The 24,449-nt window shown below is 46.6% G+C and carries 17 protein-coding genes; 11 read left to right on the forward strand and 6 right to left on the reverse strand.

Features of this window, described 5'->3' with window-relative positions; genetic code table 11:
* Window position 1: 1 nt before the first annotated feature.
* Window positions 2-1,528, reverse strand: a complete 1,527-nt coding sequence (locus AC5YB3_RS16115; RefSeq protein ID WP_006082895.1) for a Re/Si-specific NAD(P)(+) transhydrogenase subunit alpha — start codon at window positions 1,526-1,528, stop codon at window positions 2-4.
* Window positions 1,529-1,947: 419 nt separating this feature from the next.
* Between AC5YB3_RS16115 and AC5YB3_RS16120 the strand changes: the two genes are divergently transcribed.
* The 6 genes from AC5YB3_RS16120 (at window position 1,948) to AC5YB3_RS16145 (ending at window position 9,938) form a co-directional block, all read left to right on the forward strand.
* Window positions 1,948-3,747 (forward strand): assimilatory sulfite reductase (NADPH) flavoprotein subunit, encoded by a 1,800-nt coding sequence (locus AC5YB3_RS16120; protein ID WP_494525709.1) that lies wholly within the window; start codon window positions 1,948-1,950, stop codon window positions 3,745-3,747.
* Window positions 3,748-3,846: 99 nt separating this feature from the next.
* The gene (gene cysI / locus AC5YB3_RS16125; RefSeq protein WP_006085931.1) at window positions 3,847-5,544 is read left to right on the forward strand and encodes an assimilatory sulfite reductase (NADPH) hemoprotein subunit; all 1,698 of its coding nucleotides are present in this window, start codon (window positions 3,847-3,849) and stop codon (window positions 5,542-5,544) included.
* Window positions 5,537-6,319: a phosphoadenylyl-sulfate reductase gene (locus tag AC5YB3_RS16130; protein ID WP_494525710.1), complete on the forward strand. Its 783-nt coding sequence runs from the start codon at window positions 5,537-5,539 to the stop codon at window positions 6,317-6,319. Before cysI ends, AC5YB3_RS16130 begins: the two co-directional genes overlap by 8 nt.
* Window positions 6,320-6,619: 300 nt before the next feature.
* A complete protein-coding gene (locus AC5YB3_RS16135) occupies window positions 6,620-6,763 on the forward strand; it encodes a hypothetical protein (protein ID WP_226059344.1) in 144 nt (47 codons plus the stop codon).
* Window positions 6,764-7,075: 312 nt separating this feature from the next.
* Window positions 7,076-7,861, forward strand: a complete 786-nt coding sequence (mtgA, locus tag AC5YB3_RS16140) for a monofunctional biosynthetic peptidoglycan transglycosylase (protein WP_006082890.1) — start codon at window positions 7,076-7,078, stop codon at window positions 7,859-7,861.
* A gap of 340 nt (window positions 7,862-8,201) precedes the next feature.
* Window positions 8,202-9,938: a hypothetical protein gene (locus AC5YB3_RS16145; protein WP_494525711.1), complete on the forward strand. Its 1,737-nt coding sequence runs from the start codon at window positions 8,202-8,204 to the stop codon at window positions 9,936-9,938.
* An 88-nt stretch (window positions 9,939-10,026) separates the two neighbouring features.
* On the opposite strand, the gene AC5YB3_RS16150 is transcribed toward AC5YB3_RS16145, so the two are convergent.
* Together AC5YB3_RS16150 and AC5YB3_RS16155 are read right to left on the reverse strand one after the other, a co-directional pair.
* A complete protein-coding gene (locus AC5YB3_RS16150; RefSeq protein ID WP_494525712.1) occupies window positions 10,027-11,583 on the reverse strand; it encodes a S41 family peptidase in 1,557 nt (518 codons plus the stop codon).
* 193 nt (window positions 11,584-11,776) lie between these two features.
* Window positions 11,777-12,661: a phospholipase A gene (locus AC5YB3_RS16155; protein ID WP_494525713.1), complete on the reverse strand. Its 885-nt coding sequence runs from the start codon at window positions 12,659-12,661 to the stop codon at window positions 11,777-11,779.
* 445 nt (window positions 12,662-13,106) lie between these two features.
* Between AC5YB3_RS16155 and cobA the strand changes: the two genes are divergently transcribed.
* The 5 genes from cobA (at window position 13,107) to cysC (ending at window position 18,914) form a co-directional block, all read left to right on the forward strand.
* Window positions 13,107-13,952, forward strand: coding sequence for a uroporphyrinogen-III C-methyltransferase (cobA, locus tag AC5YB3_RS16160; protein ID WP_494525714.1), 846 nt, complete (start codon window positions 13,107-13,109; stop codon window positions 13,950-13,952).
* Between the two features lie 117 nt (window positions 13,953-14,069).
* On the forward strand, window positions 14,070-14,978 hold the full coding sequence (cysD, locus tag AC5YB3_RS16165) for a sulfate adenylyltransferase subunit CysD (RefSeq protein WP_012586925.1): 909 nt from the start codon (window positions 14,070-14,072) through the stop codon (window positions 14,976-14,978).
* Window positions 14,979-15,061: 83 nt separating this feature from the next.
* The gene (cysN, locus tag AC5YB3_RS16170; RefSeq protein ID WP_012196744.1) at window positions 15,062-16,504 is read left to right on the forward strand and encodes a sulfate adenylyltransferase subunit CysN; all 1,443 of its coding nucleotides are present in this window, start codon (window positions 15,062-15,064) and stop codon (window positions 16,502-16,504) included.
* A gap of 3 nt (window positions 16,505-16,507) precedes the next feature.
* On the forward strand, window positions 16,508-18,232 hold the full coding sequence (locus AC5YB3_RS16175) for an SLC13 family permease (protein WP_494525715.1): 1,725 nt from the start codon (window positions 16,508-16,510) through the stop codon (window positions 18,230-18,232).
* Window positions 18,233-18,296: 64 nt separating this feature from the next.
* The gene (gene cysC, locus AC5YB3_RS16180) at window positions 18,297-18,914 is read left to right on the forward strand and encodes an adenylyl-sulfate kinase (RefSeq protein ID WP_006082881.1); all 618 of its coding nucleotides are present in this window, start codon (window positions 18,297-18,299) and stop codon (window positions 18,912-18,914) included.
* A 259-nt stretch (window positions 18,915-19,173) separates the two neighbouring features.
* Here the strand turns inward: cysC and AC5YB3_RS16185 are convergent, their stop codons facing one another.
* The 3 genes from AC5YB3_RS16185 to AC5YB3_RS16195 are packed head-to-tail and all read right to left on the reverse strand — an operon-like array spanning window position 19,174 to window position 24,447.
* Window positions 19,174-21,072: a sensor histidine kinase gene (locus AC5YB3_RS16185; RefSeq protein ID WP_494525716.1), complete on the reverse strand. Its 1,899-nt coding sequence runs from the start codon at window positions 21,070-21,072 to the stop codon at window positions 19,174-19,176.
* Entirely contained in the window at window positions 21,069-22,358 is a 1,290-nt protein-coding gene (locus AC5YB3_RS16190) for a putative bifunctional diguanylate cyclase/phosphodiesterase (RefSeq protein ID WP_494525717.1), read from the reverse strand. The genes AC5YB3_RS16185 and AC5YB3_RS16190 overlap by 4 nt, the downstream gene beginning before the upstream one ends.
* Entirely contained in the window at window positions 22,333-24,447 is a 2,115-nt protein-coding gene (locus AC5YB3_RS16195) for an EAL domain-containing protein (RefSeq protein ID WP_494525718.1), read from the reverse strand. The genes AC5YB3_RS16190 and AC5YB3_RS16195 overlap by 26 nt, the downstream gene beginning before the upstream one ends.
* Between the last annotated feature and the right edge of the window lie 2 nt (window positions 24,448-24,449).

Below are 24,449 nucleotides of genomic sequence, written 5' to 3' on the forward strand. Positions count from 1 at the left end.
CTTAATCCTTACGGAACATCTTCAGCATGCGCTGAGTGACGGTGAAGCCACCGAAGATGTTAATACTGGCGATCAGCACGGCGATAAACGCCAGTACAGTGACCAAAGTTGAACCCTGACCGATTTGCAGTAGGGCGCCGACCACGATAATGCCCGAAATCGCGTTAGTGACTGACATCAAAGGCGTATGCAGTGAGTGGGATACGTTCCACACCACATAATAACCGACGACGCAGGACAGCAAGAATACCGTGAAATGGGACAGGAACTCTGGCGGTGCAACCGATGCCACGGCTGCAAATCCAGCAACGCCTAAGGCGGCGAGCACGTATTTGAGCTTAGATGGCGCTTTCGGGGTGGTGTCTTTAGGCGCGATTTTTGCGGCAGGTTTTGCTGGCGCCGCAGAAACCGAAATCGGTGGCGGCGGGAAGGTCACTTCACCTTCTTTAATCACAGTCATGTTGCGCATGACCACATCATCGAAGTTGATGCTGGCAGTACCGTCTTTCTCTTTACACATTAACTTCATCAGGTTGACTAAGTTAGTGCCGTAAAGCTGTGACGATTGCGCCGGCAGACGACCGGGTAGGTCGGTATAACCAATCACTTTTACGCCGTTAGGAGTGACAAACAGCTCGCCCGATTGCGTGTATTCGCAGTTACCGCCAGTTGCAGCGGCTAAATCGACGATCACTGAGCCGCTCTTCATGCTATCAACCATAGCTTTGGTGATGAGCTTAGGCGCAGGACGACCAGGAATCAGCGCCGTAGTGATGATGATATCGACTTCTTTGGCTTGCTCAGCAAACAGCGCCATTTCGGCAGCAATAAATTCATCCGACATGGTTTTAGCATAACCATCGGATGAGCCACCTTCTTCGTTACCAAAATCAAGTTTAAGGAACTGGCCGCCCATGGATTCGATTTGCTCCGCCACTTCTAAGCGAGTATCGAAGGCGCGCACTATGGCGCCAAGCGAACCCGCAGTACCAATGGCAGCAAGACCTGCAACACCGGCACCAATCACTAGCACTTTAGCGGGCGGCACTTTACCGGCAGCGGTAATTTGACCGGTAAAGAAACGGCCAAATTGATGCGCGGCTTCAACAACGGCACGATAACCGCCAATGTTGGCCATAGAGGAGAGGGCATCAAGTGACTGGGCACGGGAGATGCGTGGTACCATGTCCATCGCCATCACGTTGATCTTGCGTTTAGATAACTTCTCAACCAGCTCAGGGTTTTGTGCGGGCCAAATAAAGCTGACGACAGTTGCTCCGTCTTTGATTTGTTCGATTTCGGCGTCGCTTGGCGCATTGACCTTAAAAATCAGATCGGCTTGCCAAACGTCAGTTGTCACTTTCGCGCCTGCAGCTTCAAAGGCTGCATCATCGAAACTTGACAGTTGACCCGCATTGGCCTCAATAACAACTTCAAAGCCGAGTTTTTTAAGCTGCTCGACGGTGGCTGGAGTCGCGGCGACCCTAGTTTCACCGGCGAGACTTTCTCTCGGTATTCCAATCTGCATGACTACTCCCTGATGGTTTATATAATCGTTCCGCCTGCTGTGCTTCCTTCATCGTACTCAACTGCAAAATCTGTCATCGCCAGCGATTACTCGGCTGGTGATTCGAGTCAGTTCGGGCATTCAATCTAGGATGGACACTTTTTGTTTTAAAAACAAACTATTCTGTGGGCAACAGAAATTTCTGTTCGACAGGCTCATGACCATTGTGGCAATACTTTAGCTTGGCACAAGTGCATATTTCTCAAGCAGGCCGTTTCTGCACTGGTCGGATCAAAAACTTTTAACCAGTGCACACTTTTGTAGCTTAAATTTTGCACTTTGTATATTCCAAAATGGAATTAAAAATCCGATTTTATTCTTTTTTGCTTTTCTTAAACCGCGATAAGCTTGTGGACATTACACTGTCATAGGGCCGTCTCATGTTGTTAAAAGAACTTTCATCGCTGGCTTCGCCATTGTCTCAAGGACAAGTCGAGAAGCTAAAACAACTCACTTCTGAGTTAAGTGCAGTGCAACTGGCTTGGGTGAGTGGTTATCTTGCTGCCACCGCCAATGCTGGCCAACTAGCTCCCGCTACCGAAGCGCAAACCGCTCAAACAGTGACGATTCTCTATGGCAGCCAAACGGGTAATGGCCGTGGTGTTGCCAAAGCGCTCGCCGATAAGGCGCAGGCACAAGGTTATGCGGTCAATCTGGCTTCAATGGGCGAATACAATGTTCGCCAACTGAAACAAGAAACTGTGCTCTTGCTGGTTGTCAGCACCCATGGTGAAGGTGAAGCGCCGGATGACGCGATTGAATTACATAAGTTTTTAGCATCGAAACGTGCGCCTAAGTTAGACAATCTTCATTACTCAGTGCTTGCGCTGGGGGATTCAAGTTATGAATTCTTCTGCCAAACCGGTAAAGACTTTAGTACTCGTTTAGCGCTACTGGGTGCTAAGTCATTGTTACCTTTGGTTGAATGTGATGTGGACTATGAGGCCGCCGCCGGTCAGTGGCACGCCGATGTATTAGAGGCCGTTAAGCCGCTTATCGAAACCTCGTCCGCTAGCGTGGTATCTATCGGCACCGCTAAAGCGATTGGCGAAAGCGAGTTTACTAAGCAAAACCCCTATAGCGCTGAAGTGCTAGCGAGCCAAAAAATTACTGGCCGCGGTTCAGACCGAGATGTGCGCCATGTTGAAATTGACCTTGGCGACTCAGGCTTAACCTATCAAGCTGGCGATGCCCTCGGTGTTTGGTTTAGCAATAATGAAGTGTTAGTCGATGAAGTCCTCGTGGGTCTGTCATTGGCCGCCGATGAGTTAGTAACCCTAGGTACAGAATCTTTGACCCTTAAGCAAGCTTTGCTTGAGAAGAAAGAGCTGACTCAGTTGTATCCTGGATTAGTCAAAGCATGGGCCGAACTGAGCGGCAGTGCTGAACTGTTGGCATTGAGCGAAGATAAAGAACAAGTGCGTCACTTTATCCTTAAGCATCAATTTGCGGATTTAGTCGCCCAGTATCCGTTAACAAATAGCGCTGTCACGTTAAGCGCGGCAAGATTGCTTGAGTTACTGCGCCCATTAACCCCAAGACTTTACTCTATCGCCTCAAGCCAAAGTGAAGTGGAAACCGAAGTCCATTTAACCGTAGCGTTAGTGGAAGATGAGCGTCACGGCGCGGCCCGTTTTGGCGGCGCGTCACACTTCTTAGCCTCTGCGCAGGAAGGCACTCAGGTTAAGGTTTATGTTGAGTCGAACAAGCATTTCCGTTTACCCGAGAATCCAGACACACCAGTTATTATGGTTGGCCCAGGCACAGGTGTTGCGCCGTTTCGTGCCTTTATGCAGGAGCGCGTGGCCCAAGGGATCCAAGGTGATAGCTGGTTATTCTTCGGCAATCCACACTTTGAGCAGGATTTCTTGTATCAAACTGAGTGGCAACAGTATTTGAAAAATGGCGATTTAAGCCGTATCGACGTGGCGTTCTCGCGCGATCAAGCCCGTAAAGTTTATGTGCAGCACCGTATTAAAGAACAAGGCCAAGCCCTGTGGCAATGGTTGCAAAACGGCGCGCATCTGTACATTTGTGGTGATGCTGAACGTATGGCCAAAGATGTTCACCAAGCCTTGATTGAGGTGGCAGTCGAAGTCGGTGGTTTGAATCCCGAAGCTGCCGAAGCCTATTTTGAAACACTGCGCAGCGATAAGCGTTACCAAAAAGACGTGTATTAATCTCAACCGTTGCGCAGATAAGAAACGCATAAGAATAGCCAAAGCTGCACACGTGATGACCTGTGCAGTCAGCGAACCGAATTTGAAGAGGCAGTTGCCATGAGTGAGCAAAAGTTAGCGTTAAACGAATACCTAAAGACCGACAGTGATTACCTGCGCGGTACGATTAAAGAAGGCTTAGATTCTGCGGTAACCGGCAGTTTCAGTGACGGCGATCAGCAGTTGATCAAATTCCACGGCTTCTATCAACAGGACGATCGCGATTTACGTAACGAACGTAAAGAGCAAAAACTTGAGCCTCTATATAGCTTTATGTTGCGTGCCCGTGTACCTGGCGGTATTTGTTCTCCACAGCAATGGTTAGGCGTAGACAAAATTGCGTCGACCTTAACCAGCTCAAACAGCATACGTTTAACGACCCGTCAAACCTTCCAATACCATGGTATTCCTAAACGTAACTTGAAGACCATTATTCAAGACTTAGATCGTGAAGCGCTGGATTCGATTGCCGCTTGTGGTGACGTTAACCGTAACGTGATGTGTAATCCTAATCCGGTAGAATCGAAACTGCATGAGCAAGCCTATGCGGTGGCGAAACAACTGTCTGATCATCTGCTGCCACACACGCGTGCTTATGCCGAAATTTGGTTAGACGAAGAAAAGTTACTCTCAACCGAAGATGAAACCGTTGAACCTGTATATGGCAAAACTTATCTGCCACGTAAGTTCAAAATGGCGGTTGCGGTTCCTCCCGATAACGATGTTGACGTTTACACTAACGATTTAGGCTTTATCGCGGTTGCTGAAAACGGCGAGCTGGTTGGCTTTAACTTAACGGCGGGCGGCGGCATGGGCTCGACCCACGGCGAAGTGGAAACTTTCCCACGTCTGGCTGATGACTTTGGTTTTATCAAAACTGAAGACGTAATGAAGTTTGCCGAAGCTGTCATGACAGTGCAACGCGACTGGGGCAATCGTGTTAACCGTAAACGCTCACGCCTTAAATACACTATCGTCGACCATGGCTATGAGAAATTTAAAGCCGAAGTCGAACTGCGCGCTGGGGTGAAGTTTGAGCCTAAGCGTGATGTAGTGATTGGCGATCGCGGCGATCGTTATGGTTGGGTTGAAGGTGTTGACGGTAAATGGCATTTAACCTTATTTATCGAAAGCGGCCGCATTAAAGATTTACCGGGCCAAACCCTGCAAACGGGACTGCGTGAAATAGCTAAGATCCACAAAGGCGATTTCCGCATGACCTCGAATCAAAACATGATCATTGCAGGTGTCGCGGCAGAAGATAAAGCCACGATTGAAGGCTTAGCCCGCAAACACGGACTACTGGGCCAAGTGTTGACGCAAACCCGCGGTCATTCGATTGCCTGTGTGGCCTTGCCGACGTGTCCATTAGCAATGGCGGAAGCTGAGCGTTACTTCCCTGAGTTTATCGATCATATCGATGCGCTGCAGGCAAAACATGGCATCAGCGAACAAGCGATTGTGGTGCGGATGACGGGTTGTCCAAACGGTTGTGCACGTCCATTTGCCGCTGAAATTGGCCTTGTAGGTAAAGCGCCAGGCCGTTACAACTTGTACTTAGGCGCAAGCTTTGAAGGGACTCGTCTGAACAAGATGCACAGAGAAAATATCCAAGAGGCGGAAATTCTCGCCGAATTGGATACCCTGTTTGGCCGCTACGCCGTTGAGCGTGATGCAGGCGAAACCTTTGGTAACTTCACCGTCCGCGTAGGCGTTGTGAAGGCGGTGATTGATGCCGCTAAGGATTTTCATGGTTGATCATCAACAAAAAACCAGTGATACAGTGCCGACTGTGGTCAGCACGGCCGAGTTAACGGCGCTATTGAGTGCGCCTAAGGCCGAGCAAGCGATAGAGCTTGAACGCATAAATCAGTTCTTAGCTGGATTAAGCGCACAAGAGCGAGTGTTGTGGGGCTTAACTTATTTGCCCGGTAATCATGCACTGTCGTCAAGTTTTGGTATTCAAGCCGCTGTGATGCTGCATATGGTGAGTCAGGCACAGGCGAATATTCCGGTTATCCTCACGGATACAGGGTATTTGTTCCCTGAAACCTATCAGTTTATCGATGAGCTGACACAGCGTTTATCACTGAATGTAAAAGTATATCAAGCGCCGATGACAGCCGCATGGCAAGAGGCACGCTTTGGTAAGTTGTGGGAACAAGGGTTAGACGGGTTAGAGCAATACAACCGTTTAAACAAAGTTGAGCCTATGCAACGCGCCTTAGCCGAGCTTGACGTTGGTACTTGGTTTGCAGGGCTGAGACGTAGCCAAGCCACCACCCGTGAGGCGCTGCCGATACTGGCGATTCATGGCACTCGCTTTAAGTTACTGCCGATTATCGAGTGGTCGAATAAAGATGTGCACCTATATTTGACTCAATTTGACTTGCCGTACCACCCACTTTGGGACCAAGGCTATGTTTCTGTTGGTGATACCCATTCGAGTAAACCACTTGAATTAGGGATGACAGAGGAAGAAACTCGCTTTAATGGGCTGAAACGTGAGTGTGGTCTGCATTACGATATCTAGTTATCTTATTGATTTAAAGTATTAAACGCCTCAATTGCCATTGGGGCGTTTTTTATCTCGGTAAGAAAGGTCTTATCTTTGGTTGAATTTAATACTCTGGATTGACGAGAAAGCGAAGCTATGTCATTTAAGCGTCATTTCACTGAGATATATTGATATTCATAGGGTTAGGGTTAGTGGCTCTTTAAAGGATAAAAATATTGTACATTTTTACTCACAGAGTTATGCACATTGGTTGAACCTGAACTATATTTTGAAGTTCCCGTAGATGGTTTTGAGGGATTTTACTGTGAAATTGACATGATTCATGTCTTTTCCGAGGTTAAGTGGTTGTATATCGGTATTTATGGGCTGGGTTTGCTGTGTATTGATATCATTCGACTGGATGCAGTGAAAGCGTTGAAAACCGGACTCGCAGCTGCGAGTATCAAGCAGTTTGATTGACTTGCTAGCCCTCGTTAATCAGCCATCATTACCTCGGTCAGCTGTCGTCAAAGCTGCCGAGGTCAAGTTAAGTCAAGCCCTCGCCATCTTCAATAGTGATTTGTTATTGTGGTTATTTCTCTGCCTATCTTTGATTCTCGAGTAAGATATCCTTGGTGTTTCCTCTATTGTCGTAGCATGATCGACCCGCAACTCCCTTAACGCTTTAGGCGGTTTTCTAATAAGCCTTGGGTGTTGCAAAGAATGCCTAATGGATTGGCTTGACTGGATATCATAAATGAGAGATGAGAGTGCGCGGATGAGATGGTGTAAATGACGGCCCCTTTATATGCGATGCGAGATCATGTCAGGCGTCCTAGTGCCAATAAGTCGAGTAGTCCTGCTCCTCAAAGGCGTAAGCGTGGCTTTCGTCGTTTATTGTCTTGGCTATTCAAGGGATTAGTATGGGCATTAATTTGCTCAATCTTATTGGTTATTCTACTCAGATTCGTTAATCCACCCATGTGGACCTGGCGGATTGAGCGCGCCTTATTTCCACCTGCACCTATGGGGGAAGTCATGCATCAGTGGCGCGATTTAGCGCACATTTCTCCTGAGTTACAATTGGCGGTGATCGCCGCAGAAGATCAACGTTTTGCCGAGCATACGGGATTCGATTTAGCCGCGATAAGTTCGGCGCTGAAATACAATCAGAAAGGCACTAAAGTTCGCGGAGCCAGTACCTTAAGTCAGCAGGCGGCAAAAAACCTGTTTATGTGGTCTAGCCGCAGTTTTTTTCGTAAGGGATTAGAAGCTTGGTTTACCTTAATGATGGAACTGACTTGGGATAAGTCGCGCATCCTTGAAGTGTATTTAAATATCGTTGAATTTGGCCCGGGAATTTACGGCGCCGAAGCGGCATCAAAGCATTATTTTGGAAAGTCTGCGGCAAAACTAACCCAATACGAGGCTTCATTACTCGCAGCCATCTTACCCAATCCTTGGCGTTATAAAGTGTCACCTCCGTCGTCCTATGTGCAGCAGCGCTCCGCGTGGATCCGCAAACAAATGCGCCAGTTAGGTGACGTCACGCTTAAAAAAGTCCACGAAGCGGGATGAAGTTCTGGCGTGTGAGTTTGGAACAGATGCATTTATGTGTCATTGGGCACTTTGTTTAATCGTCGACGACTTAAAGATCTTTTATTACTGAATTGAAATAAGATTGGAAACCTGTTGAATTAAGGTTAACGCTGATGCGTTTTAACGGTTTGATTTCCCATCCTGTTCGCTTCTGTATCGGTTTAATGTTAAATTATCGGGCAAAATTTATACCTTAGTTTTCTGATTTTGCATTATCTGCGTAAGGGATATGTAAGAGCGGATAAATATTCAAATACCTAGGGATTACTTTAGGTATTGATTTCATAAAATTGAATTGTCATTAAATGGAGTTTCTTAAATGAAAAAGATTGTGATTGCCGCGGCAATTATTGCAGCTGGTGCGGGTGGTTATTGGTATACGCAGAATGGTACTGGCTCGAGTGCTTCTGCAAATCCTTTGCTCGACTATGTGCCTGCTGATACGCCGATTTTTTCGGGTCAGCTTAAACCCTTCCCGTTAAAAACGTATTTACAGTCTATTTCTGGAAATTATCAGCAATATCCAAGTAATGCACTTGCTGAATCCGGTGAGCTGGATAGCCCTATGGGCAAGTTCTTCATCAGCATTTATCAGCAGTATATGGATGGCATTAAAGAGCCTGCTTTACTGTTGAAAACTTTTGGTTTTCCCGATGAAGTTAAGTCGTATTTTTATACTCTAGGTGCTTTACCTGTATTTAAGATTGATGTTAATCAGGCGGATGCTTTTTGGGCTGCATTAGATAAAGCCGAAAAAGACAGTGGTGTGACCCACGAAATGCGTAAAGTGGGTGATGTTGATTATCGCGCTTATGCATTATCGGATGAAAATTCAACTGAGAAAGTTGAACTGTTATTTGCCCAAAAAGATGGCATTTTAACGATTACTTTCAGTACCTCTATTACCGATCCAGAGTTATTAGAAATGGCATTCGGTATTAAGAAGGCACCGCACTCATTGGCTGCTTCTGGCATACTAGACGATATTATTAAGACCCATGGTTTTAAAGAAGACAGCATCGGCTTTATTAACCATGTTGAAATCGTGAAGGCGTTGACTTCAGCCGATAGCAATATGTTATCTAAGCAATTGACAAAGTTTTTTGCTAATGAAAGCGTCGGTGAAGATCCATTAACTCAAATTAGAACACCTGAATGTCGCACCGAATTAACTGCCATTGCTGCTAACTGGCCGCGTTCAGTTGCTGGGGTAACCGCGTTTTCTGTGACAGAAAAAGAAAGCCATATGGCGGTCTCATTTGTGGTCGAAACTAAGAATCAACCGATTCTTGCGGCCATGCAAAAGATGCGTGGCTTTATTCCTGCACATCTGGCGGATATCGACAGCACTATCTTCTCTATGGGCATAGGCTTAGATGTCAACGAAGTTGCACCTTCATTAACGGCTATTTGGGATGATCTGCAAAAGCCGCAATTGACCTGTGCGCCACTGGCCGAGTTGCAAGCTGAGTTGAGCCAACAGAGCCCAGCTATGCTAGGCATGTTCACTGGTATGGCGAACGGTGTGAAAGGCATGAGCGTTTCATTGCTCGACTTTAAAATGAGCACACAAGATCAAGAGCCTAAGTTAGAAAGCTTAGATGCGTTAGTGAGCCTCAGCGCCGAAAACCCGTCTATGTTGTTCAATATGGTGAAACCTTTCGCGCCTATGTTGGCCGAAGTGCAATTAGCCGATAACGGGGATGCCACTGATTTATCACCCATATTGATGTTACCTCCTGAGTTAGGTATTAAGCCTATGCTCGCGATTAAAGGTCAGCATTTAGTGGTGTATAGTGGTGACAAAGGTTTGGCTTTGGCGAACAAATTAGCGGGCGAGAAACTGTCTGCGAATGGCATGTATAGCTTATCTGCTGACTACGGCAAGATGTTCACTCCAATGCTGACGTTGTTAGAAATGAGCGGCGAGCCAATCCCTGAAGAAATGAAAATGCTTAAAGATTACAACATGCGAGTTCAAATGAGCTTCGATGTGAATAAGCAAGGTTTGGTTATAGGTTCAGTTGTCAATTCTAAAGCGACTGAAAAGAAATAATTCTAGAATCCATTCTTTAGCTAACTGATATCAGTTAACGAATCAATGTTTGAAATGAGCCAGCAGATTGCTGGCTCATTTTTTGGATTTAATTCAGCTTAGCTTGAGCCAACTTAGTGGGTTGTGATGTTTGAATGAGCTGAGTTTTTGGCTTAGCCGAACGCACTAAACTCACTAGTCCTTGCCATTGAATATCACTGTTTTGCGGGAGCCAAATATCGGGCTCAGTCCCAGCACCTGACAAGAGTTTTCCCTGTGCATCATAGGTTAACGAACTACTGAATCTTATGTCTAACCCACTGTTTGGCAGTTTGAAATGGTACTGACGAGCAAAGTCGCCCGAGGTTTTTTCACCAATCAAACTCGCCCTAGACCAAGATTTAGTGCGATAGGCAATCCACTCACATTCTTGGCGGCATTTGGGGCTCACGAGCAGCGCTAAGCGATTTTGCCCTTCAGGAGTCACCGCAGGTTTAGTGCGAATATACCAAGGGCTGAATTTATCTTCATCGACTGAGGGTAAGTTGCGGGTGAGGGATTTTAGTCGAGGCACACTGTATTCGAGCGCAGCTAAAGGCTTAAAGTTGAGTGGCTGCAGATAGTCATTTCTCAGTTCCGGTGAGCGGCGATAGTGTGCAAATCCCATCACGTTCGGCGCTAAAGTGTTATTTAAATCAGCATCTTGATATCGCGATAATAGGGTCAATAACTTTGGGCTAAAACCACTAGCATCACGTAAGTCAATGATCAGTAGGGGATGCGTCATGCCCTTGAGCAGTTCTTGCTGTAGATCTCTATTTAATTCAAAGGCGTACAGATCACTGATTTTCAGTTTGACCGTAGTATTGTTAACCGTCTCTAATTGATATGGAACGTCTTGAAATTCGGAGCGCTCAAACTGAGACAACTGATTAATGAACTCAAAAACACTCATATCTTGTGTCTTATCTTCTTGATTACTTGCCGCTAATTGCGCCTGCGGTTCGTGGCTTGGCAGGGCGAGAGTCACCTGCTGGGTTAGTAGATCATCATTAATCAGCGTAACGAGCACATAGGGCTTGATGCTGAGGCCTAAATCTTCACGCAGCAGGTTCAGTTTTTTCAGCCAAGGTAATTGCATTTCTTGGCTCTGTTTTGCAGGCTCAGGTAGATAGGCTTGGCTGGCCGCCACCCATTTACTCATAGGTAAACCGTCGATATGAGTCACAAAGGGAAAGTCGTTGTTGATTGGACTGTTACTGCTATCTAAGGCTAACCACTGGTCGTTGAGTGGCCGTAAGGTTAACGGGAGATCGCCGCTTTGATCATCGAAGTCATGCACTTGAGCACCGGGATCTTTGAGGCTATTGAGTAGCTTAGTGATTTCAGCGGCAAAGCGGTCATTGGGAGTCATATCTTGATACTGCTCGACAATCAGGCTCGCCATATACTTGAGTTGCGGACTGGCTTTATCGGGCGTTAACGCATAAAACGCCGAGTGTTGCTCGATTTGATCCAATAAGGCATAGAGATCTTGGCGTACCTCTTGCGCATTAAGCATAGGTGCAGTGTTATCTTTTGGCACAGCAAAAAACGCGAGCTTAAGTAAGCTCGCGAAAATAATGACACTGAGTAGCATGACTATGCTGCGGTAGCTAAAACTCATATTCCTCCATGATGTTAAGGCGCGGCTTCAGGGCACAAAAAGGTGTGCGACTATCGGCTTAAATGCCATTAGGATCAATGTAAATCGTCCCGCTGAGCCATAAACTCAGATCCATCTGAGCAATTTAGCAGCAGGTTTTGTAGATTAGCAGCAAATTATGGCTGATTTTTGTACTCTGTCACTTTTATATTTGCTACAGAATATCGTTGAGCGAAATCCCGATACCAATACGTTGGTTGTGATAGTTGTAATCGATTAGGCTCTCGCCATAGCCATTAAAGTATTGAGTATAAAGGCGTAAGTTGCCGACGATAGGATAACTCCAGGTCAGTTCTGCTGAGCCTCTGTCGATATCTTCTAGGTTTGTTTTAAGGGTTAAGGTGAATCTATGCTCATCGATACCATAGACACCAATAAACTCAGCTCTGCCTATGTAGTCATCAATATTGGGATTATCGTCACCGCGGGCTTGATGCGGATCGGTTTTTTCATCCTCAGGAATACGCCACCAGACTTTAGTTGAGAAGGCGAGTGGACCGGCATCAAAAATCATAGTGGCATAGAGTCGATTCCAGCTGCGAGAAAGCGGTCCTGATTTACCATTCGATTGATGCACTGCACCAACGCCCCAAAAGGAATTGGTCACACTGCCGATTTTCCAATCGTTATTAAACAGCATAAAGACTTCAGGCTCGTGATTGGTTTCACGGAACGGAGATGAGGTGTCTTTGTTATAAACCTGCCAATAGGATTGATTGGTATAGGCAAAGAATAAATGACCATTATCACCAAAGACATTGTACCAAATAGGGAATTTGAAACTGATTTGAAACTTAGCCTCGAACTCATCCAAAGTGTAGGGATTGATGAGGGCATCTTCAGCGAACGGTGCCATGTTGGGATCTGGGCTATAGGTCGCAGGTAAAATGTAATTCACTTTATGGGGTGTAATTACAAAAGGCAGTTCTGCCGTGGCAAGTTCATCTTTGACTCTTCCTTCTACTAATGATTCATCGGCATTTATACTCGTACAAGCTAATAGCCCAGCCATTGCAATACCTGAATAAAGTCGTTTCATCGGCCCTCCTTGATGTGCTTATTTGTGTATTTGTCAGTCGTACTCAACAAAGATAGTTATGCCCAGCTTACCATTAGAAAGTGAATTTATGGTTATGTAAAAATTCTGCGTCATTTGGTGACAATTTATCTTGTTAGTGAGGTTTTCACCCTGTTGGGGCAGGTTTAGGTAGAATTTTTGGCAATAACATAGTGCCAAAATCACACACTTAGCTGAGCGGTGTTCGTTTTATATAACAGATGAATCCATATTAAGTTATTTAAATTCAACTGGTTATTAGTGTGTTGGGGCATTTTTGATTTTGAAACTCAATATTTTTCTATTTTAAATCGACGTCAGTGATTTCTTTTATACCTAAATGATATAAAAACTAATAATTATCTATTTATTATGGAATATAAGACGCGCTATATTTCTACAGACTAAAGTGATCTTGGGGATGCTGATGGAAATTTTATCTTTACCGGGCCAAGCGGCCAAAGGCAAAGTCTGGCTGGTGGGTGCAGGTCCTGGTGACGTTGAGTTATTGACGTTAAAGGCATGGCGCATCCTTAAAACCGCAGATGCTGTGCTATACGACGCTTTAGTCAGTCAAGATATCCTAGCTCTTATTCCAAAAGACGCTGAAAAGATTGCCGTAGGTAAACGTGCGGGCAAGCATAGCGCCGCACAGGACGAGATTAATCAGTTACTCGTGACTAAAGCCTACACCCGTAAAAATGTGGTGCGTCTTAAGGGCGGCGATCCTTTTATTTTCGGTCGCGGTGGCGAAGAGTTACAAACCTTAGTCGAAGCGGGGGTTGAGTTTGAAGTCGTCCCCGGTATTACCGCCGCCAGCGGCACATCGGCCTATGCGGGCATTCCCCTGACCCACAGAGACCATGCCCAAGGCGTCACTTTTATCACCGGTCATTGTCAGTTAGAGAGCCGCCCTATGGATTGGCAAGGTTATGCAAATCCTAACAATACCTTAGTCGTGTATATGGGGATTCTTAACGCCGGCATTATTCGCCAAGGTTTAGTCGATGTGGGCCGAAGCCCTGACACCCCCGTGGCGATAGTGTCAAAGGCGACCACTAAAGAGCAACGTCGTTTTATCGGCCGTTTAGGTGAGCTCGAACAGCTTGCCGCCGATCCCGAATTACAAATGCCAGCCTTGATGATCATAGGTGAAGTGGTTGCACTGAGTGACACTTTGCATTGGTTCAACCCTGAAGCGGTTGAATCGACTCAAGCCAGTGATGAGCAGACTCAATCGGTTAGAGTCTCGGCTGCCGCGTCGATAAGCTAAGCCACAAACAGTTAAAGATACTAAGCGTTAAAGATGCTAAGTAGTTAAAGATATTGAGCAAATTAAGCTAACCCATGCTGTGGTAATGCAGCGAATTTAAGGTAAACGGAGAATAGTATGGCCGGGCGTGAATTAAGCCACTTACAACAACTGGAAGCCGAGAGCATCCAGATCATTCGTGAAGTTGCAGCCGAATTCGATAATCCTGTGATGTTGTATTCCATCGGGAAAGATTCTTCCGTTATGTTGCACTTAGCGCGTAAAGCCTTTTATCCGGGCAAGATCCCATTCCCGTTGCTGCATGTTGATACGGGTTGGAAATTCAAAGAGATGATCGCGTTTCGTGATGCCCAGGCAAAGAAATTTGGCTTCGAGTTACTGACGCACATCAACCCAGAAGGGTTGGCGCAGGGGATTAACCCTTTCGACCATGGCAGTGCGAAACACACTGACATCATGAAAACCCAAGGTTTAAAGCAAGCACTTAACCAATACGGTTTTGATGCCGCTTTTGGTGGGGCTCGCCGCGATGAAGAAAAATCTCGCGCCAAAGAGCGTGTGTATTCGTTCCGCGACCGTCACCACAGATGGGATCCTAAAAACCAACGTCCAGAATTGTGGCGCACCTATAACGGCGCGGTGAACAAGGGCGAAAGTATTCGCGTGTTCCCGTTATCTAACTGGACTGAGCTGGATATTTGGCAATATATCTATCAAGAAAACATTGAGTTAGTGCCTTTGTATTTTGCGGCTAAACGTCAAGTGGTTGAGCGCGGCGGTCAGTTAATCATGGCCGATGACGAGCGGATGAAGTTAGCCGAAGGCGAGCAGTTTAAAGAAGAATTGGTGCGTTTTAGAACCTTAGGTTGCTACCCACTTACGGCCGCCATGCATTCTGAGGCCGACAGCCTAGAGAAGATTATTGAAGAAATGCTGTTAACCCGTTCAAGCGAGCGTCAGGGTCGATTGATCGACTCAGATCAAAGTGCCTCGATGGAGCAGAAGAAGCGTCAAGGCTACTTCTAATCTCGGCAAGGTTAACCCTATTTCGCGAAGGTGGCGCAAGTAAAGCGCGACCTTCAGCCAAGCAGATCAAGAGTGAGAGTAAGATGGACAAAGCGGTCAATAAAACCAATCTCATGGCGGCAGAAATTACCCTCCATGGTGTGAAAGAATATCTAGCCCTGCAGCAACACAAAGGCTTACTGCGCTTTTTAACCTGTGGCAGTGTGGATGATGGCAAAAGTACCTTAATCGGTCGCCTGTTACACGACAGTGCCCAGATCTATGAAGATCAATTGGCGAGCCTAAAGAGCGACAGCGCTAAGATGGGCACCACAGGTGAAGCTATCGACTTAGCCTTGCTGGTGGATGGTCTGCAAGCCGAGCGCGAGCAGGGCATCACTATCGATGTGGCTTACCGTTACTTTTCAAGTGATAAGCGTAAGTTCATCATCGCCGATACGCCAGGGCATGAGCAGTACACGCGCAACATGGCAACGGGTGCATCGACCTGTGATTTGGCGGTGATTTTAGTCGATGCCCGCTACGGCGTGCAGACTCAGACTAAACGCCATGCGTTTATCGCGTCATTACTGGGGATTCGTCACTTCGTTGTTGCCGTGAACAAGATGGATTTGCTTGGGTTTGACGAGCAAGTCTTCAATCGCATTCGTGCCGATTTTACCGATTTCGTCAAAGATTTCGGTAACCTCGATATCCACTTTGTGCCGTTATCGGCGCTTAATGGTGACAACGTGGTTGAGCGTAGTACGCAAAGCGACTGGTATCAAGGTGGTACTCTGCTGGAACTGCTAGAAACCATTGATACTCAACGTGAACTCAGCTCATTGCCAGTGCGTTTTCCTGTGCAATATGTGTCGCGTCCTAACTTAGATTTTCGCGGTTTTGCGGGTACTTTAGCCTCTGGCATTATCAATGTCGGTGACGAGTTAGTGGCTTTGCCATCGGGCAAACGCAGCAAGGTTGAACGTATTGTGACCTTCGATGGCGACATACAAGAAGCGGTTGCTGGCCAAGCTGTGACCATCACGCTGGAAGATGAAATTGATATTTCCCGTGGCGATTTACTGGCAAGACCGGATTCAGCACCCGCCGTCGCTAACGTGATCAGCGCTGACATAGTGTGGATGGATGAAAAGCCATTACAACTCGGCCAGTTATACGACATCAAAGTGGCCGGTAAGAAGACGCAAGCCTCTGTGACTGCTATCGATTATGTGGTTGATGTTAATACCTTAGCGCGCAGCGCGACGGATACACTTGGGTTAAACGCGATTGCTCGCGTGACCTTAGAGCTGACCGAAGACATAGTGTTCGATGCGTATTCGTTAGTACGCGATACCGGCGGAATGATCCTAATCGATCGCCTGAGCAATGCGACGGTTGCCGCAGTGATGGTGGTATCGGGTCAGCATGTTAACAAACAAACAGCATCACAATTTAGTGCCTTTGAAGTTGAGTTTAATGCCTTAGTGCGTAAACACTACCCACATTGGCAAGCGATAGATATCTCTAAGCTTGGAGCTTAATTTGTGAGTGACTTGTGGCTGTTAGCGATTATTTTGTTAGGTCTTGTGGCTGGCTTAATTAGCGGCCGTATCAATCCAGCGGTATTGTTTTTATTTACATTTTTGCTCTGTTATTTGCTTGGCATGGTTGCGCTCGATACCGCATTAACAAGCTTTACAAATATTGGCTTAGTCACACTCGTCCTGTTGGTATTGGCCGCGACGGCGTTAGAAAAAACGTCCCTGCTGGGAAAGTTGAGTCAAGTCATAGGCAATAGTTCTTTGCCTATGACAATGGCAAAGCTTGGGCTATCGACCGCCTTGCTGTCGTCCTTTACCAATAACACTGCGGTGGTGGCGTCGCTTATCGGTGTTGTGCGTCGCAATCAAGCACACGCACCCGCTAAGTTATTATTGCCGTTAAATTATGCGGCAATTTTAGGTGGCACACTGACCCTGATTGGTACCTCGACCAACTTGATTGTGAACTCTTTTGTGGAAAACGCCGGCTTACCCGCCTTAGGTTTCTTCGAGTTCACGCCGGTCGCGGTTGTGATCGTCGTCGCTGGCATCTTGTTATTGATCTTACTAGCGAACATTCTGCCCGACAGACGGGAAGAGTCGGGTGAAGAGGCGCTGCCTTACTTGCTCGAAGCCCATGTGGCAAAAGGCTCATCCTTAGTGGGTCGCAGTGTGGTGGATAACAAACTCAGGGCGCTGAAGAAGTTATATCTGGTTGAACTAGAACGCAGCGGCATTTGTATTTGCCCTGTGCCGCCCCAGTTAGTGCTGCAAGCGGACGATGTGCTGCGCTTCAGTGGTGCGGTGGAATCGGTTGAGTTATTACATCAATTCGATGGTTTAGATTGGTTTGGTAAGCATCAAGCCAAGGGACAAAATTTAGTTGAAGCTGTGCTCGCGCCATCATCCCGTTTAGTCGGCAGTTCGTTGAAAGAGTCACGTTTTCGTGAACAGTTCGATGCGGCCGTGATGGCGATCCGCCGCGGCAATCATCCGCTGAAGGGAGGGCTTGGCGACATTATTCTGCAACCCGGTGATGTGTTGTTATTGACGCCAGGCGATGGTTTCAGCAATAGCGCAAAATTGAGTTCAGAGTTTGCGGCGATCAGCGGCTTAGATTTGAATGTGCGCTTAGACAGTCGCCGTGGTCGTTGGGTATTGTTCGGCTTTGCGGTCACGATCGTTTTGAGTGTCACCGGTGTATTGCCATTGGCTAAAGGTTTAGTGCTCCTGCTGCTGAGTTATTTTGTTATTGGCGCTGTCACTTTGGCTGAGCTTAAACGCCGTTTTCCATTGGAATTAGTGGTGATAGTGGGGAGTGCGTTAGGGCTCGCTAACTTGATGATGAGCACTGGCCTTGCGGACAGTTTAGCCCAAGGATTGCTCTCGGTTATCAATGGTTATGGGGTGTTTGGCGCTTTTGTCGGTGTGTATTTTATGACCTTGTTGTTGACTGAATTAGTTACCAATAATGCTGCCGCAGCGCTAGCTTTCCCCATCGCCTACGCGATTGCGCTTAATTACGGTGTCGATGCAAGACCCTTTATTATGGCCGTGGTCTTTGGTGCCAGCGCGAGCTTTATTTCACCCTACGGCTATCAAACCAATTTGATGGTATTTAACGCGGGTAATTATCGCTTCAGTGACTTCGTCCGCCTAGGATTGCCGTTATCTGTGCTGTATTCCCTGATAGTGATATTTATGGTGCCGATCATCTTTCCATTTTAGTGATTAGCTTGAGTTTATTGCCCTTGTGTTAGCCGTTTAACAGCATGGGAATTGAGGAGTTTTTATGACAAATATCGTGTGGCATCAACATCCTGTAGATCAAGCCGCCAGAGCCGAACAGAAAGGCCAAAATCCAGTATTACTCTGGTTTACCGGACTGTCTGGCGCGGGCAAGTCGACACTGGCGGGTGCATTAGAGCGGGCGTTATTTGAGGCGGGATTCCACACTTATTTGCTTGATGGTGATAATGTGCGCCATGGCCTGTGTAAAGACTTAGGGTTTACGGTTGAAGACCGTGACGAGAACCTGCGCCGTGTCGGCGAAGTGGCCAAATTAATGGTGGATGCTGGGCTTGTGGTGTTATCGGCCTTTATTTCCCCGACTCGTGAGGAGCGCGATAGCATTCGTGCCCGTTTCCCTGCCAGTCAGTTCATTGAAGTGCACGTGTCGACGCCATTAAGTGTGTGCGAGCAGCGTGATCCTAAGGGGTTATATGTGAAAGCACGCAGTGGTGAAATCAGTAATTTCACTGGTATTTCATCACCCTATGAAGCGCCATTAGCGGCAGAATTGACCATAGATACCAGCAAAGGCGATTTAGCGACTCAAGTCCGCGCCTTAATCGATTATCTAACGGCAATCAATGTTATCAATGCCGATAAGGCTAAAGCGCTCGCCTAGTGTTATGACTAGTTATACCTAGCCATATCAAGCCAAGTTATGCCTTAGCAAGTGATTGAATGGTCATAAAAAACAGGAGCCTTGGGCTCCTGTTTTGTTTTGGGCGCAATGCGTCCGCTATGTTCAATGCTGATATTCAAGCAACATGGTTTAAGCGCCGTGTTCAAACACCATAGTTCAAGCATCATGTTTAGACATCAAGTTTTAGCATCATATTCGGCCAGCATATTGGCTATCTGTTGCCGTTGCGTATAACCGGTTAATTCAGGTTCAGCTCGGCGGCTTCTGGGGCTGTTACTGGGATTGTTAGACTAAAAACGCTGCCTTTACCTAACGTACTGCTGACCGTAATTTTCCCGCCAAGAAGTTGGCTGACAAGTTGATAGGTTAAGTGTAAACCCAGCCCAGTTCCGCCATTTCCCCTACGAGTGGTAAAGAAGGGATCGAAGATTTGTTTCATTGTTTCCTCGCTCATTCCTATGCCATTGTCTGAGACTGTGATTTCGACTATTTGCTCTTCTATCATCTTTGCCGAGATTTTGATTTGACCATTAACTCGCCCTTCAAAAGCGTGAGTTATCGCATTGGTGACGAGGTTTTCAAGGGATTGTCCGAGTGCGCCAGGGTAGCTGTTCAGTTCGATATTGGCATCAACGTCGATTTCGAGCTCATGGGATTGCTTCTTCATCCGCAGCCATGAGGTATGTAGCATGTCCTGAACGAGGCTCGTGAGCTTAAAACTACGGCGCTCTTCCCTTGTTCTATCGACGGCTAAGCGTTTGAAACTACTGACTAAGGTTGCGGCTCTGCTTAAGTTGGCTTGCACTATCTCCGCGCCTTCATGGAAGTGAATAAAGTAAGTATCAACATCAGATCGCTTAAGACCCGTTTCGAAAGCGTTTTGCAGCTTAGTGCATTCATTTTTCATGCTCGATAACGTGACCTGTGCTGCGCCGACTGGGGTATTGAGTTCATGGGAGACGCCAGCCACCATCATGCCTAAGGATGAGAGTTTTCCCGTCTCGATGAGTTGTTGCTGAGTGTCGTGTAAGTGCTGTAACGATTCGGCTAACGCGGCATTGGATTGGATGAGTTTTTGCTGTTGCTCGGTTAACTCTTGATTCAATTTGTCCCGTTCTCGCATGGACTTTGCAGCGCGCCAACAGATCCCACCGCCGAGTAACAGCAATAAAATCCCTAGACTGAGCGCTTCTAGCAGGCTGCGTTGATTAATCTTTGAGAGTTGATCATTGGGAACCCGTATCACAAGTTTCCAATCTTGGTCAGAAGTGTTGGTCGCATCTTGTACATTTTCATAATCCCAGAGCCCTTCGGGGGTGATAAAGGCACCTTCGCTATCTTGGGTAATCTGTTGCCAAGCATCGGGATTGAGCTTAGCTAAGGTTAATTCCGGGCGATTAAACATAAATGCCCAGGTGAGTTCTGGATTGGATGAGAGTAGCCAGTAACCCTCTTTATTCAGCAGTGAAAGCTCGACATTGCTGTTCGCCGTAATTTTGGCAATGGCGTCTAACATGGATTGGGCGAGGAAATTGAGGGCAATAAAGCCTTGGCGCTCGCCCGAAGGTAAAAACACGGGAGTGGTGACTCTTAATACGGGCTTGATTGGGTTTTCTATTTCTCCCTTTTCGACATTCAAATCTAAGGGCGAAAAGTAAAAACTATTAGGGGCTAAGCTTAAACTCTGGATGGCGTAATATCGCTTAGCCTTCAATTGCAATAATGGTTTAGCAACTATGTGTGGGAGATTCTGGACAAGATTGACTCTGACTTTTTCTAAGGCGTTATTATCGAGCCAACGTACTTGATCGTAGTTTTGTGATGCGGCACTAAAGCTCTCGAAGAAATGTTCGACCTGAGTGAGATCTTGCTCATTTCCCGCCGCCGCATCGAGGAGTGTTTGATATTTAGCAAGAAATAGGGCGTCGCGCTTAATATTACCAATATGGTAGGCAATGGTTTTAGCGGCATCACCTAAAAGGGTGTTCGCCTCTTGGTATAAGGGCACCATGGCATCTTCATGGCGCTTTTGATAAAGCAAAGTGGTGAGTATGGGCACCAACAATAACCACGGCAGCATGAATCTGAGCCAGTAGCCCCAGAAGGTAGGTTGAGTCAATTGCGATGGCGCTGTCATAGTGGTGTTTTTTGGTAGTTTTTAAGCCAAATTAATAACTCCGGTAGTGGCATTGGCTTAGCATAAAAGTAGCCTTGGGCATCGTGGCAGCCGCGGTCGCTTAGCCATTTCGCTTGCTCTTTAGTCTCGACGCCTTCGGCAATCACATTCATGTGGAAGCGCTGTCCTAACAAGATAATGCTATCGACTATCGCAGCGGCGCCATCATCTGAGGTGACATTGTCGATAAAGGATTTATCAATCTTAATGCGGTCGAAGGTTAGTTTGCTGAGATAGGCTAATGAGGAAAACCCGGTACCAAAATCGTCAATCGCGACTCTAATATCTATCGAGCGTAAGTCATTTAACTGCTTGCGGATGGTTTCGAAATTTTGCATTGCAATCGATTCAGTGACTTCGACTTCTATCTGACCTGGAGGCATGTTAGCGTCGGCAATGTGCTGCTTTAAAATATCGACTATGTTCTCCTGTTCGAACTGCATGGCCGATAAGTTCACTCCCATACATAAATTAGTATAACCCGCCTCATTGAGTGCGCAGAGTGCTTGGCAAGATTGCACGAATAGTTGCTCACCGAGTTGGGTGATCAAACCTGTCGCTTCGGCAATGGGGATAAAATCCAACGGCGGCACATTTTGACCATTTGGCAAGGTCCAGCGAGCCAGCGCTTCAACCCCGACGACTTCACCCGTTTTAATACAGACTTGCGGTTGCAGTGCAATATGGATGTCATTACAGGTAATACTGTGTTGCAGCGATTGTAAGAGTTCGAAGTGATAGGCCACATTATCGTCATTGGCTTGTTGGTAAGTCACATGTTGTCTAATACCTAACTTTTTGGCGGTTTTCAGGGCCATGTTGACTTGCGTTATGGCGTCAACCGCAGTGCCATCGGCTAATTCTAGCGGCAGTGTGACAGTGCTGATATTGACCGTGATCTTCGATTTTCCCTGTTGATAGGGTTGAATAAACAGTCGACTAATAATGTCAGCGGTGACTAAGGTTTTAGGGCCGAGCACGGCAAATTTATCATCCTTGAGGCGAGCGACTAACACACAAGCATCAAAGTGTTCGCGCAAACAAGAGGCAACGTGTTTGAGCATCTCGTTACCTTGGGGCGAACCAAATACACGATTAAAGTCGGAAAACTTATCAATATCAATAATCAATAAATTAAATTTTTCGCGAATATCTTCCGCCAGCACGCCTTCTAAGGTGCGGAGCAACACGTTGAGATTAGGGATTTTGACGAGCGGATCTTCAAAAGCAATCGACGCCTTCGGCAATCACATTCATGTGGAAGCGCTGTCCTAACAAGATAATGCTATCGACTATCGCAGCGGCGCCATCATCTGAGGTGACATTGTCGATAAAGGATTTATCAATCTTAATGCGGTCGAAGGTTAGTTTGCTGAGATAGGCTAATGAGGAAAACCCGGTACCAAAATCGTCAATCGCGACTCTAATATCTATCGAGCGTAAGTCATTTAACTGCTTGCGGATGGTTTCGAAATTTTGCATTGCAATCGATTCAGTGACTTCGACTTCTATCTGACCTGGAGGCATGTTAGCGTCGGCAATGTGCTGCTTTAAAATATCGACTATGTTCTCCTGTTCGAACTGCATGGCCGATAAGTTCACTCCCATACATAAATTAGTATAACCCGCCTCATTGAGTGCGCAGAGTGCTTGGCAAGATTGCACGAATAGTTGCTCACCGAGTTGGGTGATCAAACCTGTCGCTTCGGCAATGGGGATAAAATCCAACGGCGGCACATTTTGACCATTTGGCAAGGTCCAGCGAGCCAGCGCTTCAACCCCGACGACTTCACCCGTTTTAATACAGACTTGCGGTTGCAGTGCAATATGGATGTCATTACAGGTAATACTGTGTTGCAGCGATTGTAAGAGTTCGAAGTGATAGGCCACATTATCGTCATTGGCTTGTTGGTAAGTCACATGTTGTCTAATACCTAACTTTTTGGCGGTTTTCAGGGCCATGTTGACTTGCGTTATGGCGTCAACCGCAGTGCCATCGGCTAATTCTAGCGGCAGTGTGACAGTGCTGATATTGACCGTGATCTTCGATTTTCCCTGTTGATAGGGTTGAATAAACAGTCGACTAATAATGTCAGCGGTGACTAAGGTTTTAGGGCCGAGCACGGCAAATTTATCATCCTTGAGGCGAGCGACTAACACACAAGCATCAAAGTGTTCGCGCAAACAAGAGGCAACGTGTTTGAGCATCTCGTTACCTTGGGGCGAACCAAATACACGATTAAAGTCGGAAAACTTATCAATATCAATAATCAATAAATTAAATTTTTCGCGAATATCTTCCGCCAGCACGCCTTCTAAGGTGCGGAGCAACACGTTGAGATTAGGGATTTTGACGAGCGGATCTTCAAAAGCAATCTTATCTAGTTGGCTCATGAGCGACACGCTATGCAGGCCGCCACAAATATTCATGCTAAACACACGGATCATTTCAGTTTCCGTGATATCCAGTGGTCTGCCTGTGGCTAAATAAACGGAGTAATCGGCGCCTGCGAGTTCGTCGGGGAAGAAGAGGCAAGTAAAGTCATTTTCAATACGAGACTGCCTGCGGCTCAGGCAAAGTTCAAGTTGTGCCCGGATGTGTTGCTGTTCAAGCTGTTGTAACGAGTGGCCAAAATAAGATTCAAACTCACACGATGCGGCAATAATTTGGTGGGAAATACCCTGTTCGGTTAATTCATTTGTCGATTTCACGCACACAATGCCGCCATGGGGCAGGTTCAATAAGGTCGATAACTGGCGCAACATCTTGCCGGAAAGCTCTTTGATATTGCGAGAGGTGTAGAGCGCGCCGCTGGACTCGGCAATCAGTTGCAAGCCACGCTTAGCATTGGCAATACTGCTAATTTGTTGATATGAACGCAGACTCGTAGTGAGGATAGTTTGCAGCCTATCGGCCGATAACTCGGATTTAGTCCAATAGTCGTTGATGTCGTAATCACGCATCACGTCGAAAATAGGGGCCATGCCGGGCTGACCTGTAAGCAGAATAATGCGGATTTTTTCGTTGCCGAGCACTTCCCTAATACCACGCACCAAACGTAGCCCTGCATCTTCGGTTTCCATCACCACATCGACTAAGGCGATCGCAAAATCATTTTCCTTAGTTAACACTTGGCAGGCTTCTGCATAGCTAAAGGCTTGGGCCAGCTCAATTTTACAATCTAATACTTTGAGAGTAGATAACGCAAAGGCGGTCGAACGTTGGAAGTTTGAGTCATCGTCCACCGTGAGTATTTTGACTGTTTTTTGATTTTCGAGGTGTTGTGGTGACGGTTGTTCGTCTAAAAAAAAGACATCTTGTTCTTGACTAATCATTC

Source organism: Shewanella sp. 1311 (genome assembly GCF_059338235.1).